Origin of the sequence: Colwellia sp. PAMC 20917 (assembly GCF_001767295.1) — a bacterium.
Taxonomy (GTDB): Bacteria; Pseudomonadota; Gammaproteobacteria; order Enterobacterales; family Alteromonadaceae; genus Colwellia_A.
In genome coordinates this window covers 2,365,358-2,382,270 of record NZ_CP014944.1, presented here as the reverse complement: position 1 = coordinate 2,382,270, position 16,913 = coordinate 2,365,358, and the positions used below count along the sequence as shown (strand labels likewise).

The following is a 16,913-nucleotide window of genomic DNA, read 5'->3' as shown; positions in this document are numbered from 1 at the left end:
AGAATAACTTCACGCACTGTAATGAATTGAATAAGAAAACGCTTTTATATTTATGGCTCTAGCGAGCAACAGCTTTCAAGATTGTAACCTTTTTGTCTAGCGACAATAGCACTGTGGCACCACCTGATCCCATTCCGAACTCAGAAGTGAAACGCAGTAGCGCCGATGGTAGTGTGGGAGTTCCCATGTGAGAGTAGGACATTGCTAGGCTTCCAATTAGAAAAACCCGTAGCTGATGCTACGGGTTTTTTGCTTTCTGACGTTTAAAAATACAGTATTTATACCTGTAGAGCAGTAGCGCAAACAGTAGTGTGACTTATGTTCGACATGCCCATGTGAGAATAGGACATTGCTTGGCTTCTAATTAAGAAAAACCCGTTACTAACGTAACGGGTTTTTTGCTTTCTGGCGTTTGAAAACACAAGATTTATAACTAATATAGTAGTAGTGCCAACGGTAGTGTGACTTATGTTCGATATGCCCATGTGAGAATAGGACATTGCTAAGCTTCTATTTACAGAAACCCGATTCGAAAGAGTCGGGTTTTTTGCTTTCTGGCGTTTAAAAATAAATCATTTATACCTGTATAGTAGTTGCGCCAACGGTAGTGTGACTTATGTTCGACAGGCCCATGTGAGAATAGGACATTGCTAAGCTTCTATTTACAGAAACCCGTTACTAACGTAACGGGTTTTTTGCTTTCTGGTGTTAAAAAATACAGTATTTATCACTGTAGAGTAATAACGCCAACGGTAGTGTGACTTATGTTCGACATGCCCATGTGAGAGTAGGACATTCTCCACTTCTAATTAGGTCGCTCTTTGCCATCCTTGGCAACGCGACATTAGTATATCCCTACACGTCAGAAACCCGATCCGAAAGAGTCGGGTTTTTTGCTTTCTGTCGTTTGAAAACTTAGCAGAATAACCCTTCATAATCGCGTTTGCCTAGTCAGCGAATTACATCCTGATGCACCACTGTAAATGACGACAAAATCATTCATTGATTTAAGGTGGTGGTAAGAAGATCGCTATCTCAATAATATAAGAAGTAGTGATCACTTCGCGGTATTGTTGAACTTAAAATATTTATAATATATTTTCTGATGACCTAGCCTTGTGTTATTAGTGATAAGTCTCAGTAATATCCAAATAGTGATGAAATTTAAAAGTTCACTGTTCCTAAATTGTTAAAAATATGTGATATTAATGCGTAATGAATTTAATTTATGGATGTACATTAGTGAGTAGTCTCCCTATAAGCTGTTGAACTAAAACGCTTATAGGGGAATACCAGCTCCCTGATATATCAATGCATCATAGTATTATGCTTATAATTGATAATACTTAATAAAAATAACCAAACTAGGAATGTCATTAATGGATAATTCAGGGAAAGAAATAGTAAAGTATGGAATCACATTTGGAACAGCTCTTTCAATTGCTATTTCATGGAGCGTAAATAAGTCAATCTTATGGGCAATTCTGCACGGTTTCTTGTCTTGGGCTTATGTGATTTGGCATGTATTGACACGATAAAAATTATTGAATGGTGTTAAGTTCTACTTAATTATCATTTAGTTAAAATGGCTTATTTTGAATGTGTTGATACTAATAAAGCATTCAAACGGATAAAAGACAGTTGGCTGTTTTCACTCCGTTCGCTATTTTAGCCAACAATTTCGCCCCGCTAGTTAGGCGTTAGACATTTAAGGGAATTTGGTGCAAAAATTCATCATATTATTCAGAGGGATCAATGTTGGGGGCAATAACATACTGCCGATGAAAGAGCTTGTCCCGCTTTTGGAACAAAGTGGCTATGAAAGTGTTTCATCATATATTCAAAGTGGCAATATCGTTTTAAAAAGCCTTAAAAATCCAACAGAGCAAGTGCAATGTATTATTTCCAAAAATTTTGGCTTTGCTCCTGCGATTTTCTCTTTAGAAGAGTCTGTGTTCTCAACATCAGCTTTAAATAATCCATACAAAGATTTTGAAGGTAAATTTGTACACTTTTACTTTTGTAAAAATCATATCAACCTAGTTCAAGATAAGTTAAATAAATATATATCAAGTTCTGAAGAGTATACAGTTAAAGGAGATGTCCTTTATTTACATGCACCTGAAGGCATAGGTCGTTCAAAACTAGTAGCAAATATAGAGTCCTGTTTAGGCCAAAGTGCGACAGGTAGAAATCTAAATACTATTAATAAAATTAGCACTATGCTAAAAAATGCATAACAGGAACTTCAAACGGAAAATATAAAGTTGGCTGTATTCACTCCGTTTAAAATTTTAGCCAACTATATTTTTCGCCTAAGTGGGCGTTAGCTATCTAGGATTATTCATGAATTGGTTGAAGCTTTCAAATGTAACAATAGCAAGTGATTCAAACAGACACTAAATAGTTGGCTAGGTTTCGCTTCGCTACACATTTTAGTCAACAATTTAAAACCTCTTAATGGGGTGTTATTTGGTCAGATATCCAACTTCTCATGGAGCAAGAAAATGATTAAAAAAAGTGCACTTTATTTCCTTATGTTATTTTGTTTTGATGTTTTAGCAAATGATAAATTCCCTAATATATTATTTTTAGAAGGTGAACAGCAGTCACCTGCTGCTGATTTAAGTGTAGTGAAATGGCTTTCAGGTCATTGGAGAGGGGAAGCATTTGGTGGTCTCATTGAAGAAGTATGGTCGTCTGCTGTTGGCGGGAGCATGATGGGGGCATTTAAGCTTGTTGTTGAAAATGAAGTGCAATTCTATGAAATTGAAACAATATCTGAAGAAAATGGAACACTTGTCTTTAGACTAAAGCATTTTCATAGAAACTTAAAAGGATGGGAGAAGAAAGATAAAACTATTGATTTTGTATTGGTAAAAGTTATGGAAAATAAAGTTTACTTCAACGGCATGACTATTGAGAAAGTTAGCGATAACGAAATTAATATATATGTTGCTATTGAAGACAATGGAAGTACAAGCGAAGAAAAGTTTTCTTATACAAGATTTAATTGAGACTTCGGTGCTGTAGCACATACAAATCATTTAAGCAGGACAAATACCCATTGGCATTTGCTCTTGTGTCGCTATTTAGCCAACAATTACTTGTCTCTTAATGAGGCGTTATGAGGTTTTTTCAAATTGAGAGTATTATTTCTAATTATATGCACACTACTTTTTAGTGGATGTTCTGCTTCTGGAGATCGGTTTAAAAGTTTTGAAAATCCAGCTGTAAATAAGAGTTCTTTATATATTTATAGGCCATCTAAATTCTTTCAAGGGGGAACTTGGCCAACCATTTTTATCGATGGTAAAGAAAAGTTTTCTTTAAAAAATTCCGGTTATGTCTTAACTCACGTAGAGCCAGGGGCACATGAGATAAAAATAGGCTCAACTTCTTTTCTAGATAATTGGAGTTTTGGAGATGTAATTGGAAATATTGATATGGAAAAAGGTAAGACATATTACTTAAGGTTCGATATAGAATTTCAAGATGCAACATCAATGGGAACAGTAATGTCATTTTCGGGGGCTGTGGGATTAATTGAAGTTAATAAAGAACAAGCGGCAAGCGATTTGAAAATACTTAATTCGAGTATGTAACCTCATAATAAGCCATTAAGTAGAACTTTTAAGCTTTGGTTAGGTTGAGCTTCGTTTGGCATTTTAGCCAACAATTAAAAACCTATTAATGTGGCGACATGCTACTAAGGAAAGTTAGTGTTTAAAATTATAGTATTATTATCAAGTTTATTTCTTGCTTCGTGTGCGACTGTCGCACCCATTGTAAATTCAAATAGCCCTATTAACATTTATGGTGTAACGACACTCCCTCCACAAAATGGAGATTGGGTGGTTATTACTGCTTCAGGCTATCAATCATCTCTTGGGAGTAAAGGCGTTAATAAAAATGAATCGCAAGTTGTAAATGTTTCTATATTTCAATTGCCAAGTTTAGATTCAGATAAAAAGTTTCTAGAATATATTGTTAGTTCGAGAGCATCTGCCCCAAATACGGGGCGATTTGAAAACAAAGAAAACACCGAAAACCTTTCATCACTTAATGGTGCTGTTTGTGTTAAATACCATTCAATATCACAAGATACTAATGCTAAAATTCAAGGAGGCAAAGCCTCAATGTTATTTGAAAGTATTGGCTATAATTGCCAACATCCTAAAAAAAACACAGTAGGTGTAAATATTGAGTACTCTAGTCGTTACTTTGTAGATACTGGATATTCAACATTACAAAACGATAGTGATGCGTTTTTTAATAATATTCAGTTCACGGAGTTTTAGTAGCATAAGCCATTAAGCAGGAAAAATAACAGTTGGCTATATACTCCTTCGTTGTTTATTTTAGCTAACATTCATTTGTCTCTTAATAGGGCGTTAGGGTATAAGGTCACAATTTATGGATATTATTCAAGTTGATGGTTTAGACGTTTTAACTTCTTTATTTAATTCTTATGACGAATTAATAAATATGGAGCTGCAACAAGATCAGATTAGTGACGTTTTCCCATATAAAGGGAATACGTTAAGCTATGCATTTGTAAAATCAGGTATATCACTTGGTTATTATAAAATATTATCAGCAAAGCGATTAACATCAAAAAGAACATCGTTTACTCTTCATAAGCAATAAGCCCTAACAATAACTCGAACGGAAGATACAGTTGGCTGTTTTCACTTCGTTTTCCTTTTAGCCAACTATATTTTTTGAGAGGTTTGAGCATTGGTCCCATATTTACTAGCTGGATTATCTATATTAATTGCGGGTGGCGTTCATTGGAAACTTCCTAACTCATTTTGGCAAGCATCAATGTATTCAACTCTGGCCATTGTTGTTGTATCACTATTATTTATTTTTGTTTTTCAGTCTAATTACCTAGGCTTAGACGAAAATACAGCCGAAACGGCTAATATTGGTGTAGCAGTTTTACTCGTATCTGCACTTGTTTCATTTTTTGGTTTGTTAGTCTCTTTAATGGTTGGTTATTTTCTAAAAATAGTGAGATCGTCGGTATAAAAACATCACCAGAATTTAAACAGGGACAAAATACAGTTGGCTAACGGCCGTTCTAATATAATTGGGTGGCATAACCGATATAATTATTGCGTTGGACTACTTTTATCTACTTATATAAAAGAACTTCAGAGACACCATGCCAATAACAAAGCTTTAAGCCAATATAGACCGACGATAAATGGTTAGCTAGTATGGGGTTATCATAAGTTTCAGTTAACAATGATTATCCTTTTAACGAGGTGTTACTCTATCCCTGCATTAATTCAGCCCAATATATTTTCAACACAGTAAAAAAGTAACCATTTTCCGTGATAACACTAGAGAGAGTATAATGGCAAAAAAAGCTATAGTTATAGGTGCTACCGGGTTAGTCGGTCGAGCGATAGTTGATCAACTTGTTAGCAGCGACCATATTAGTGAAATTATTACACTAACTCGTAGGCGTTCCCCACATGCATCGACAAAAGTTTGTAATCAAGTCGTGGACTTCGAACACCTCAATAATTACATCACACTATTTGATGCGGACTTTTTATTCTCATGTCTTGGTACAACAGTTAAACAAGCGGGTTCAATCGTAGAACAAGGTAGAGTAGATCTTGATTACCAGTTTGAAGCAGCACAATTAGCAGTAAACAACGGCGTTAATCACTACCTACTTGTTTCTTCTGCAGGGGCTAATGATCAAAGTAAAAATCCGTATCTAAAAATGAAAGGTCTTTTGGAGCAGAGAATAAAGCAATTACCCTTTAAACGTATTAGTATTATTCAACCGTCATTACTACTTGGTCAACGAACAGAATTTCGCTTAGGTGAAAAAATGGCTAGTTGGTTCATGCCTATTTTATGCATTATACCCTTGCTACGACGCTTCCGCCCGATAACGGGTGAGCAAGTAGCAGCAAGAATGGTCTTGTCTAGCCAGGAGCTTGGTCCGTCAATAGAGATTTTTTGTCTTGATGAAGTTTTTATTTAGTGATCAACAGCATTATACATAGGTAGACTTATTACCAGATTAATAATTTTTTACTAATAAACAATATTAAGTAGGGAGTAGGTTAAGCGCCGGGGATAATGAGTTAATCGTCTCTTGTAATAAGAGTGTATTAGCTGTCGTTAATAGTCTGCTTTGTCTATGTAAAAGCTAATAACACAAGCTAGATGCCAAGTACTTGATTATTACTGTCAGCATTAACAGAGTTAAATGTCATTTTAGTGACTAGCGGGTTATACAAACTAATATGATTGACCATAATATATCGAAGCACATATATAACAGGAACTTGAGTTTAAAGGGTTAGCCCATCAAAAGACTAACCCTCATATATAAACTATTTTCCTATAGATACCGTAAGCCCACCAACCATAGTTATGTGATCGATAACCTTAACTACATTCTCATAATTTGTATTTGCGTGAGGGATCACAACAGCAGCAGATACTGGGTTAGTAGCCATATAATTTTCTATATTTGCTGGTAGTCTTTCAATATCTGTAATTCTACCATTTAAGGAAACAAGACCATTTTCATTTACTCTTATAAGTAACATAGGATTATTATTCTGATTAGGATTGCCGCCATCGGGTTTATTCACTAAGAAACCTTGTTCTTTAACAAATGAGGTGGTCACAATAAAGAATATTAAAAGGATAAAAACAATATCAAGCATAGGTGTCATATCTGCTTCAGCTTTTTGGTCTTCATAAAGTCTATTTCTTCTCATCCTGGTACCTCAATACTTGTTAGTTATATTCTACGAGTTATTTCGTATATCTTTTACATTAGTTCAAATTATCGATAAAACAATATAGATACGAATTTATTCGTAAATAAGTAAAAACAAAACGACTAATTAATAGGTGAGATGAGTAAATTAACTAAATATGCAGCACAACATATTGATATTTGTACGCTGAAGAATACTATTTGATCTTCGACATGATGAGTTAAAGTAAAAATAGGGCCAGATTTATAGTGCTTATAAATAGCTGTAGGGGAGTTATTAGTAGATATATGTTTTAATATCATCCTGTCTGCTTGTTTTTCATTCGAACAAACAAAAAGATGAAAATAGTGCTTGATAGTTTTTAGAAAATGTCTAGAATGCGCTCCAGTTCCAAGGGGTTCAGTCAAAACGAACCACGAAAGAGCTGTTTTGATAAGTTATCTACATCACTTTAGAGTAAAGTAGTTAACTTAACGTTTATCGATAAGGTTTGAATCTTCGAAAAGAACTTCAAATTAAATTAAATAAAACGTTGACATCGAAACTAGAGTGCGTAGAATACGCATCTCGCTTCAGGCAAGGCCTGCAGCAACGAAGCAAAGCGAATGAGATTTTGTTTCGGTTAACTCTTAGCGTTAACGTTCTTTAACAATTAGTTATCATGCAATTTGTGTGGACACTCACATTACATTGATTTTACATAGTCGGTTCTTAATTCTCTAACGAGAGGAAAGAAAAGACGTAAAACAGTTTAATAATGATGTCACACAGATTAAGTATTAATCATTAATTTGATTAGTACGTTTTATGTAGTTATCGACTTCGGTTGGTAACACGACAGAATTCATTGAGCAGATGTCTTGGTTTCGGCTAAGCATCACAAACGATTTTTTAATTGAAGAGTTTGATCATGGCTCAGATTGAACGCTGGCGGCAGGCTTAACACATGCAAGTCGAGCGGTAACAGAGAGTAGCTTGCTACTTTGCTGACGAGCGGCGGACGGGTGAGTAATGCTTGGGAATATGCCATATGGTGGGGGACAACAGTTGGAAACGACTGCTAATACCGCATAACGTCTACGGACCAAAGAGGGGGATTCTTCGGAACCTCTTGCCATTTGATTAGCCCAAGTGAGATTAGCTAGTTGGTGAGGTAATGGCTCACCAAGGCGACGATCTCTAGCTGGTTTGAGAGGATGATCAGCCACACTGGGACTGAGACACGGCCCAGACTCCTACGGGAGGCAGCAGTGGGGAATATTGCACAATGGGCGAAAGCCTGATGCAGCCATGCCGCGTGTGTGAAGAAGGCCTTCGGGTTGTAAAGCACTTTCAGTTGTGAGGAAAGGTGGGTAGTTAATAGCTGCTCACTGTGACGTTAGCAACAGAAGAAGCACCGGCTAACTCCGTGCCAGCAGCCGCGGTAATACGGAGGGTGCGAGCGTTAATCGGAATTACTGGGCGTAAAGCGTGCGTAGGCGGTTTGTTAAGCAAGATGTGAAAGCCCAGGGCTCAACCTTGGAACTGCATTTTGAACTGGCAAACTAGAGTACTGTAGAGGGTGGTGGAATTTCCAGTGTAGCGGTGAAATGCGTAGAGATTGGAAGGAACATCAGTGGCGAAGGCGGCCACCTGGACAGATACTGACGCTGAGGCACGAAAGCGTGGGGAGCAAACAGGATTAGATACCCTGGTAGTCCACGCCGTAAACGATGTCAACTAGCTGTCTGTGGACTTGATCCGTGGGTAGCGGAGCTAACGCATTAAGTTGACCGCCTGGGGAGTACGGCCGCAAGGTTAAAACTCAAATGAATTGACGGGGGCCCGCACAAGCGGTGGAGCATGTGGTTTAATTCGATGCAACGCGAAGAACCTTACCATCCCTTGACATCCACAGAAGAGACTAGAGATAGACTTGTGCCTTCGGGAACTGTGAGACAGGTGCTGCATGGCTGTCGTCAGCTCGTGTTGTGAAATGTTGGGTTAAGTCCCGCAACGAGCGCAACCCCTATCCTTATTTGCCAGCGCGTTATGGCGGGAACTCTAAGGAGACTGCCGGTGATAAACCGGAGGAAGGTGGGGACGACGTCAAGTCATCATGGCCCTTACGGGATGGGCTACACACGTGCTACAATGGCAAGTACAGAGGGCAGCAATACCGCGAGGTGGAGCGAATCCCACAAAGCTTGTCGTAGTCCGGATTGGAGTCTGCAACTCGACTCCATGAAGTCGGAATCGCTAGTAATCGTAGATCAGAATGCTACGGTGAATACGTTCCCGGGCCTTGTACACACCGCCCGTCACACCATGGGAGTGGGATGCAAAAGAAGTGGCTAGTTTAACCTTCGGGAGGACGGTCACCACTTTGTGTTTCATGACTGGGGTGAAGTCGTAACAAGGTAACCCTAGGGGAACCTGGGGTTGGATCACCTCCTTATCTTGAAGTAAAAACAGTTTAATGGAAGCTCTTGAGTTTCACGAGTGTCTACACAAATTACATGATAACAAATTAGAAGAATCCCGATGGGGCTATAGCTCAGCTGGGAGAGCGCCTGCCTTGCACGCAGGAGGTCTGCAGTTCGATCCTGCATAGCTCCACCATCCTATATTTATAATATAGGAGACCATTATGATTCTTCATTAAAGAAAAGACCAAATTAAGGTTTACTTTCGTCATGCTGAACGTGTTTCAGTGTTTTGTGAGTGAATATTAATTTGGTTTTTTAAACCACGTTTTTAACCGAATGCGCGTTAAGAATGAGTTCTTTAACAATCTGGAAAGCTGATATAAATAAGATATTTATAAAGCAATGAACGGTGTCGCGCTGTGATTTGCACATTTTATAAGTATCTACAAAAGCGATTAATAGTGAAAGCTGTTAATCAACATTTGTTTACTCTTACTCAGAGTAAACATCTTATTCAAGACACATTTATTTGTGCGTGAAAATGTCAGACTTTACAATTGCTGTGGATTAGTCTCCACGGTGTACTTTGTGTCGAAAGACTACTTAGGGTTGTATGGTTAAGTGACTAAGCGTATGTGGTGGATGCCTTGGCAGTTAGAGGCGATGAAGGACGTGTTAATCTGCGATAAGCATTGGTGAGGTGATAAAAACCGTTATAGCCAATGATTTCCGAATGGGGAAACCCACTGACATAAGTCAGTATCATTAAGTGAATACATAGCTTAATGAAGCGAACCAGGAGAACTGAAACATCTAAGTACCCTGAGGAAAAGAAATCAACCGAGATTTCGTTAGTAGCGGCGAGCGAACGCGAATCAGCCCTTAAGCTTATTGGGCGCTAGTGGAATGTACTGGAAAGTACAACGATACAGGGTGATAGTCCCGTACACAAAAGCAACCTTTGAGTGAAATCGAGTAGGACGGAGCACGTGAAACTTTGTCTGAATATGGGGGGACCATCCTCCAAGGCTAAATACTACTAACTGACCGATAGTGAACCAGTACCGTGAGGGAAAGGCGAAAAGAACCCCTGTGAGGGGAGTGAAATAGAACCTGAAACCGCATACGTACAAGCAGTGGAAGCCGGATTTAGTCCGGTGACTGCGTACCTTTTGTATAATGGGTCAGCGACTTATATTCTGTAGCAAGGTTAACCGATTAGGGGAGCCGTAGCGAAAGCGAGTGTTAACTGCGCGTTTAGTTGCAGGGTATAGACCCGAAACCCGGCGATCTACCCATGGGCAGGTTGAAGGTTGAGTAACATCAACTGGAGGACCGAACACACGTATGTTGAAAAATGCGGTGATGACTTGTGGGTCGGAGTGAAAGGCTAATCAAGCCGGGAGATAGCTGGTTCTCCCCGAAATCTATTTAGGTAGAGCCTCGCACGAACACCATTGGGGGTAGAGCACTGTTAAGGCTAGGGGGTCATCCCGACTTACCAACCCTTTGCAAACTCCGAATACCAATGAGTGATATGCGGGAGACACACTGCGGGTGCTAACGTCCGTTGTGAAGAGGGAAACAACCCAGACCGCCAGCTAAGGTCCCAAAGTACTAGTTAAGTGGGAAACGATGTGGAAAGGCATAGACAGCTAGGAGGTTGGCTTAGAAGCAGCCATCCTTTAAAGAAAGCGTAATAGCTCACTAGTCGAGTCGGTCTGCGCGGAAGATGTAACGGGGCTAAACTAGTCACCGAAGCTGCGGATTCATAGTTTACTATGAGTGGTAGGGGAGCGTTCTGTAAGCCGTTGAAGGTGAGTTGTAAAGCTTGCTGGAGGTATCAGAAGTGCGAATGCTGACATGAGTAACGATAAGGGGAGTGAAAAACTCCCCCGCCGAAAGACCAAGGTTTCCTGTCCCATGTTAATCAGGGCAGGGTAAGTCGGCCCCTAAGGCGAGGCGGAAACGCGTAGTCGATGGGAAACAGATTAATATTTCTGTACTTCTATATATTGCGAAGGAGGGACGGAGTAGGCTAAACAGGCACGGCGTTGGTAGTCCGTGTGAAAGTACGTAGGTGGTTGACTTAGGTAAATCCGGGTCTTCATTCAACACTGAGATACGAGACGAGACTCTACGGAGTTGAAGCTGTTGATGCCATGCTTCCAGGAAAAGCTTCTAAGCTTCAGATATATAGGAACCGTACCCCAAACCGACACAGGTGGTTAGGTAGAGAATACTAAGGCGCTTGAGAGAACTCGGGTGAAGGAACTAGGCAAAATAGTACCGTAACTTCGGGAGAAGGTACGCTACTCTCGGTTAAACCCTTGCGGTGTAAGCTAAGAGTAGTCGAAGTAACCAGGTGGCTGGAACTGTTTATTAAAAACACAGCACTGTGCAAAATCGAAAGATGACGTATACGGTGTGACGCCTGCCCGGTGCCGGAAGGTTAATTGATTCGGTTAGCGCAAGCGAAGCTGATGATCGAAGCCCCGGTAAACGGCGGCCGTAACTATAACGGTCCTAAGGTAGCGAAATTCCTTGTCGGGTAAGTTCCGACCTGCACGAATGGCGTAATCATGGCCACACTGTCTCCACCCGAGACTCAGTGAAATTGAATTTGCGGTTAAGATGCCGTATACCCGCGGCTAGACGGAAAGACCCCGTGAACCTTTACTATAGCTTGACAGTGAACATTGCTCCTACATGTGTAGGATAGGTGGGAGACTATGAAACTTTGTCGCCAGATGAAGTGGAGTCTACCTTGAAATACCACCCTTGTATGCGTGATGTTCTAACCTAGGGCCCTTATCGGGCTTGGGGACACTGTCTGGTGGGTAGTTTGACTGGGGCGGTCTCCTCCCAAAGAGTAACGGAGGAGCACGAAGGTTGGCTAAGTATGGTCGGACATCATACGGTTAGTGCAATGGCATAAGCCAGCTTAACTGCGAGACAGACACGTCGAGCAGGTACGAAAGTAGGTCATAGTGATCCGGTGGTTCTGTATGGAAGGGCCATCGCTCAACGGATAAAAGGTACTCCGGGGATAACAGGCTGATACCGCCCAAGAGTTCATATCGACGGCGGTGTTTGGCACCTCGATGTCGGCTCATCACATCCTGGGGCTGAAGTCGGTCCCAAGGGTATGGCTGTTCGCCATTTAAAGTGGTACGCGAGCTGGGTTTAGAACGTCGTGAGACAGTTCGGTCCCTATCTGCCGTGGGCGTTTGAGAATTGAAGAGGGCTGCTCCTAGTACGAGAGGACCGGAGTGGACGAACCGCTGGTGTTCGGGTTGTTATGCCAATAGCATTGCCCGGTAGCTACGTTCGGAACTGATAACCGCTGAAAGCATCTAAGCGGGAAGCAGGCTTTGAGATGAGTTCTCACTGGAGCTTTAAGCTCCCTAAAGGGTCGTTGGAGACTACAACGTTGATAGGTCAGGTGTGTAAGGACTGCGAGGTCTTGAGCTAACTGATACTAATTGCCCGTGAGGCTTAACCATACAACACCCAAGTAGTTTTACTGCGAAGTGTTTGTAAAAGACTGACATATAAAGAATAACTTCACGCACTGTAATGAATTGAATAAGAAAACGCTTTTATATTTATAGCTCTAACGAGCAACAGCTTTCAAGATTGTAACCTTTTTGTCTAGCGACAATAGCACTGTGGCACCACCTGATCCCATTCCGAACTCAGAAGTGAAACGCAGTAGCGCCGATGGTAGTGTGGGAGTTCCCATGTGAGAGTAGGACATTGCTAGGCTCCTAATTAAGTTTAATAATAACCATTTAAATGGTATTGTTAAGCGGCTGTTTAAGATAATGCAACTAACAAGTTGAATTATCGGCCCCGTGGAGGGGTTCCCGAGTGGCCAAAGGGACCAGATTGTAAATCTGATGGCTCAGCCTTCGGTGGTTCGAATCCACCTCCCTCCACCACTTTATTCAAACATAAATCCTTACTATTTAATAATATTAGCGCTTAGCTAATTTTTATCATATCTGAATACTTATCACTTAACTTTTTAAATCTAATATAAAACTCACTAGTAGAATCGATCAAGGTTAATGCTTTAATTAATATCTCAGCCTGTGCTAGATCGCCAACCCTCTCATTATCTTTTTCAAACGAAACAAGTAACACTTGCAATAAATTCAACTTAATCCCAGTGTGATTAGGAAAATGAACCAGTGCATCATTGAGTTTATCAATCGCCAGACTGTATTTATGCTTCTTATATAGACTAACACCTAACTCTAATGCGCTTTGTGCCGCAATCCTTTCATGGTCTGCATAAGGCTTATCTGCAATAGTGTTTATTTGTGTCAGTATTGGGGAATTATCTTGATTTACATGAGCTAGCTCAGTTAGTAGGTTATCAGCATAAGACTTCTTTCCCATAGCCATGAGTGATTTGGCTATTGCAATTGTACCTACTGATGATATTTGATGTTTACAGTTTATTAGTAACAACTCAGCTTCTTTTAGTGCTTCTTTAGCTAGCCTTGGATCTTTAATTTTATCATACAACCTAGCGGCTAATAATTTACTATGAATCTTAATTTCTATGGTATTAAAGTCTCTGACCATATCGGTCAGTAATTTAAAAGCTTTGTTACTTAGTCTGCGCGATTTTTGAGGTTCTAGATCTGTCATGGACTCAAGTAGCGCTTCGACAAAATGTAAGGTGTTATCAGGTTTTCTATGAACCGAGTGAAAGGCAAGCGCTTCAGTTTTAGCAAAAGCTTGTGTTGCTTTATCAAAGTTTTGATTTGTTAAACATAAGTCTGCATATTTTTCTAGACGTGGTACAGAAAGGGGTGAAACAACCAAAGCATTTTCTAAAATGGCTGCTGCTAACAGAGGTTCTTTATTTAATTGGTACGTATTGGCTAGCCAATCGTAAGCTGACAAATAAAGTGGATTATTTTCTATTACCGTATTAAAACAATCAACGGCCAAGTCATAATCATGATCGAGTAATGCTATCTTTCCTAGGCCAATTGCAGCCCACTGACAATTAGGAGAACAAGCGTAAGTCTGGTAAATATCTCGGGCCTTATCAAATTGTTTTAACTCAAAGTATTGCCTAGATTGAATTCCTAAACATTCATTTTTATAAATTGAATTTATGGAGATAATATCTTGGCATAATGAAATAACTTGTTGGGAGTCGTTGTTATCCATAGCGTTATATATATCAAGCATGGCTGTTTTTTTAGCGAAACATCGCGCTAATCGAATGCTAAGATCGTTAAGCGTATATGGCTTAGCAAGGTATTCATCGGGTTTATGTTCGAGGGCAGCTAACACCATAGCTTGTGAAACCTCAGCGGTTATCATAACAATAGCGCAATGACGTGAGATAAACTTTTTAGACCTTAATTCTTCAAGAATATGTTGACCATTTTTTTTATCTTCACCTAGATCATAACCTAATAATATAACGTCAAACTGAATTTTTTCACATAGTGTTAATACATCTGAGGCGCGGTTACTCGTATCAACACTAAGAGCACCAAGCGTGTTAGCGAATAATTTCAATGCATCACGTGATTGGCTGATACTTTCAACGATTAAAAAACGCATCTTGCTGTATTCAATCTTGTTCATAAACTCCCTTGAATATTCTTTTAACTGTAGAGACTTTTAGCGGAATTAAAACCACTTGTCTAGCTTTGCAACTGACAATAATTAAATATTAGGATATATAGCTTATTTGCTTGCAGATAACCCTTCTCGTAATTGCACTTATAATAGCTATACTGTATTCTGCAACGCCGCTGTACATTGGCTAACTTCCACTTTTTATAAAGAGATTTATCTATGGGTTTTACCTCGTTGGGCTTATCTGCCCCGATTCAAAAAGCGATTGCTGAAAAAGGTTATACCGAACCATCACCAATTCAAGCACAAGCAATTCCCGCCGTACTAAGTGGGAAAGATGTCATGGCAGCAGCACAGACGGGAACCGGTAAAACAGCAGGGTTTACATTACCAATATTAGAACGTTTATCAGGTGGCAACAAGCCACAGGCTAATCAAGTACGGACACTAATCTTAACGCCAACACGAGAGTTAGCGGCACAGATATATGAAAATGTTGAAATGTACGGTAAGTACTTACCTTTAACTGCGACAGTGGTCTTTGGTGGTGTGAAAATTAATCCACAAATGATGCGCCTTCGCCAAGGTGTCGATATATTGGTGGCAACACCAGGAAGATTGCTTGATTTATATAATCAAAAAGCAGTCAGCTTTAAGCAACTTGAAATACTAGTGTTAGATGAAGCGGACCGTATGTTAGATATGGGCTTTCTTCGCGATATTAAAAAGGTATTATCGGTCTTACCTAAGCAACGTCAGAATCTTTTATTCTCTGCAACCTTTTCAGAAGATATCCGTGATCTTGCGCGAGGGTTAGTAAATAATCCTGTTGAGATCTCTGTTAGCCCACGAAATACCACCGCTGAAAAAGTTGAACAGGTAATTTATCCTGTTGATAAAAAGAAAAAGCCAGCCTTGTTAACAGCACTCATTAAAGATAATGAATGGCCACAGGTCTTAGTGTTTATGAAAACTAAACATGGAGCAAATAAGTTAACCAAACAATTAGAGGCTGAAGGTATAAGAGCAGCGGCTATTCATGGTAATAAAAGCCAAGGAGCTAGAACTAAAGCATTAGCTAACTTTAAAGATGGTACAGTGAATGTTTTAGTTGCTACCGATATTGCAGCGCGCGGTATTGATATTGACCAGTTACCACAAGTTGTTAACTTTGAATTACCTAACGTTGCAGAAGATTATGTTCATAGAATCGGTAGAACTGGTCGAGCGGGTGCAAGTGGTAAAGCGGTTTCATTAGTCTGTTCAGAAGAAATTGATTTATTAAACGATGTAGAGCATTTAATTCAAACCCATATACCTCGTGAAATAGTGCCAGGATTTGAACCTTTTAATTTTTTATTAGAATCACGTCCTTTAAGACCTTTAAAAGCAAATAAGCCTAAAAAAGCAAAAACTGAACATCATGACGGACAACGTTCTGCCGATAATGCACGAGGTCATAAGCCGCAAAGTAAAAATCCTCGTCATAGAAATGACAGTAACGCGAATAAAGATTCGAATGCAGGTGGTCGTCGTAAAAACCCAGCAAGTACAGCACCAAAAAGTAATAGCGACCCATACTCTGCGTCACGCTAGTTTAGAAAATTAAATTAGGGCTCTTAATGAGCCTTATTTAATTTTGCTAATAGTTGATCTAGGTTATTTGCAAATGCCTGTCTGTCAGCTTGACTGATCGGGGGTGCACCGCCAGTTTGAATACCGCTAGAACGTAAAGTATCCATAAAGTCACGCATGTTGAGTCTTTGCCTGATGTTACTCTCGGTATAAAGTTCGCCACGAGGGTTTAGGGCTAAACAGCCTTTCTCTACAGCTTCTGCTGCTAAGGGAATATCTGCTGTGATCACTAAATCATGCTTTGCTGAACGCTTAACTATTTCATCATCGGCAACATCAAAACCAGCATTAACCTGTATAAAAGAAATAAATTTTGAGGGTGGCGTTTTAATGAAATGATTAGCGACTAAGATTGTTTCAATCTTTGCACGTTCAGCAGCACGAAATAATATTTCTTTAATAACGGTTGGACAAGCGTCGGCATCGACCCAAATTTTCATTATATTCCTTATTACATTTATTTTTTGCACTCGTTAGGTGCAAACTATTGCTATTT

At 39.7% G+C, this 16,913-nt stretch carries 11 protein-coding genes, 2 tRNA genes and 4 rRNA genes; 14 read left to right on the top strand and 3 right to left on the bottom strand.

Going from position 1 to position 16,913, the window contains the following annotated elements; translation table 11 throughout:
• The first annotated feature begins 95 nt into the window (after positions 1-95).
• The 8 genes from rrf (A3Q34_RS10225) to A3Q34_RS10190 all read left to right on the top strand — a co-directional run bounded on the left by rrf (A3Q34_RS10225) (position 96) and on the right by A3Q34_RS10190 (position 6,010).
• Positions 96-210, top strand: a 5S ribosomal RNA gene (gene rrf / locus A3Q34_RS10225).
• Positions 211-1,721: 1,511 nt separating this feature from the next.
• Positions 1,722-2,240: a DUF1697 domain-containing protein gene (locus A3Q34_RS10220; RefSeq protein ID WP_070375261.1), complete on the top strand. Its 519-nt coding sequence runs from the start codon at positions 1,722-1,724 to the stop codon at positions 2,238-2,240.
• Between the two features lie 267 nt (positions 2,241-2,507).
• Positions 2,508-3,017: a DUF6265 family protein gene (locus tag A3Q34_RS10215; protein ID WP_197517576.1), complete on the top strand. Its 510-nt coding sequence runs from the start codon at positions 2,508-2,510 to the stop codon at positions 3,015-3,017.
• Positions 3,018-3,143: 126 nt separating this feature from the next.
• Positions 3,144-3,605 (top strand): DUF2846 domain-containing protein, encoded by a 462-nt coding sequence (locus tag A3Q34_RS10210; RefSeq protein ID WP_070375260.1) that lies wholly within the window; start codon positions 3,144-3,146, stop codon positions 3,603-3,605.
• A 117-nt stretch (positions 3,606-3,722) separates the two neighbouring features.
• Complete coding sequence (locus A3Q34_RS10205; protein ID WP_070375259.1) at positions 3,723-4,301, top strand: hypothetical protein; 579 nt, start codon at positions 3,723-3,725, stop codon at positions 4,299-4,301.
• Positions 4,302-4,416: 115 nt separating this feature from the next.
• The gene (locus A3Q34_RS10200) at positions 4,417-4,650 is read left to right on the top strand and encodes a hypothetical protein (protein WP_070375258.1); all 234 of its coding nucleotides are present in this window, start codon (positions 4,417-4,419) and stop codon (positions 4,648-4,650) included.
• A gap of 90 nt (positions 4,651-4,740) precedes the next feature.
• A complete protein-coding gene (locus A3Q34_RS10195) occupies positions 4,741-5,034 on the top strand; it encodes a hypothetical protein (RefSeq protein WP_070375257.1) in 294 nt (97 codons plus the stop codon).
• Positions 5,035-5,365: 331 nt separating this feature from the next.
• Positions 5,366-6,010: an NAD(P)H-binding protein gene (locus A3Q34_RS10190; RefSeq protein WP_070375256.1), complete on the top strand. Its 645-nt coding sequence runs from the start codon at positions 5,366-5,368 to the stop codon at positions 6,008-6,010.
• A 355-nt stretch (positions 6,011-6,365) separates the two neighbouring features.
• On the opposite strand, the gene A3Q34_RS10185 is transcribed toward A3Q34_RS10190, so the two are convergent.
• Entirely contained in the window at positions 6,366-6,758 is a 393-nt protein-coding gene (locus A3Q34_RS10185; RefSeq protein ID WP_070375255.1) for an ExbD/TolR family protein, read from the bottom strand.
• A gap of 895 nt (positions 6,759-7,653) precedes the next feature.
• Between A3Q34_RS10185 and A3Q34_RS10180 the strand changes: the two genes are divergently transcribed.
• The 5 genes from A3Q34_RS10180 (at position 7,654) to A3Q34_RS10160 (ending at position 13,113) form a co-directional block, all read left to right on the top strand.
• Positions 7,654-9,198: ribosomal RNA gene (locus A3Q34_RS10180) — 16S ribosomal RNA — on the top strand.
• Between the two features lie 88 nt (positions 9,199-9,286).
• Positions 9,287-9,362 (top strand) — tRNA-Ala (locus A3Q34_RS10175).
• A 422-nt stretch (positions 9,363-9,784) separates the two neighbouring features.
• Positions 9,785-12,675: ribosomal RNA gene (locus A3Q34_RS10170) — 23S ribosomal RNA — on the top strand.
• Between the two features lie 147 nt (positions 12,676-12,822).
• Positions 12,823-12,937: ribosomal RNA gene (rrf, locus tag A3Q34_RS10165) — 5S ribosomal RNA — on the top strand.
• The 16S, 23S and 5S rRNA genes sit together here with 2 tRNA genes alongside, the layout of an rRNA operon.
• A 91-nt stretch (positions 12,938-13,028) precedes the next feature.
• Positions 13,029-13,113, top strand: a tRNA-Tyr gene (locus A3Q34_RS10160).
• 43 nt (positions 13,114-13,156) lie between these two features.
• Here A3Q34_RS10160 and A3Q34_RS10155 read toward each other — a convergent pair.
• A complete protein-coding gene (locus A3Q34_RS10155) occupies positions 13,157-14,788 on the bottom strand; it encodes a tetratricopeptide repeat-containing response regulator (RefSeq protein ID WP_070375254.1) in 1,632 nt (543 codons plus the stop codon).
• Positions 14,789-15,001: 213 nt separating this feature from the next.
• On the opposite strand from A3Q34_RS10155, the gene A3Q34_RS10150 reads away from it, so the two are divergent.
• Positions 15,002-16,378, top strand: coding sequence for a DEAD/DEAH box helicase (locus tag A3Q34_RS10150; RefSeq protein WP_070375253.1), 1,377 nt, complete (start codon positions 15,002-15,004; stop codon positions 16,376-16,378).
• A gap of 23 nt (positions 16,379-16,401) precedes the next feature.
• Here A3Q34_RS10150 and A3Q34_RS10145 read toward each other — a convergent pair whose 3' ends face one another.
• Positions 16,402-16,857: a YaiI/YqxD family protein gene (locus A3Q34_RS10145; protein ID WP_070375252.1), complete on the bottom strand. Its 456-nt coding sequence runs from the start codon at positions 16,855-16,857 to the stop codon at positions 16,402-16,404.
• Positions 16,858-16,913 lie beyond the last annotated feature (56 nt).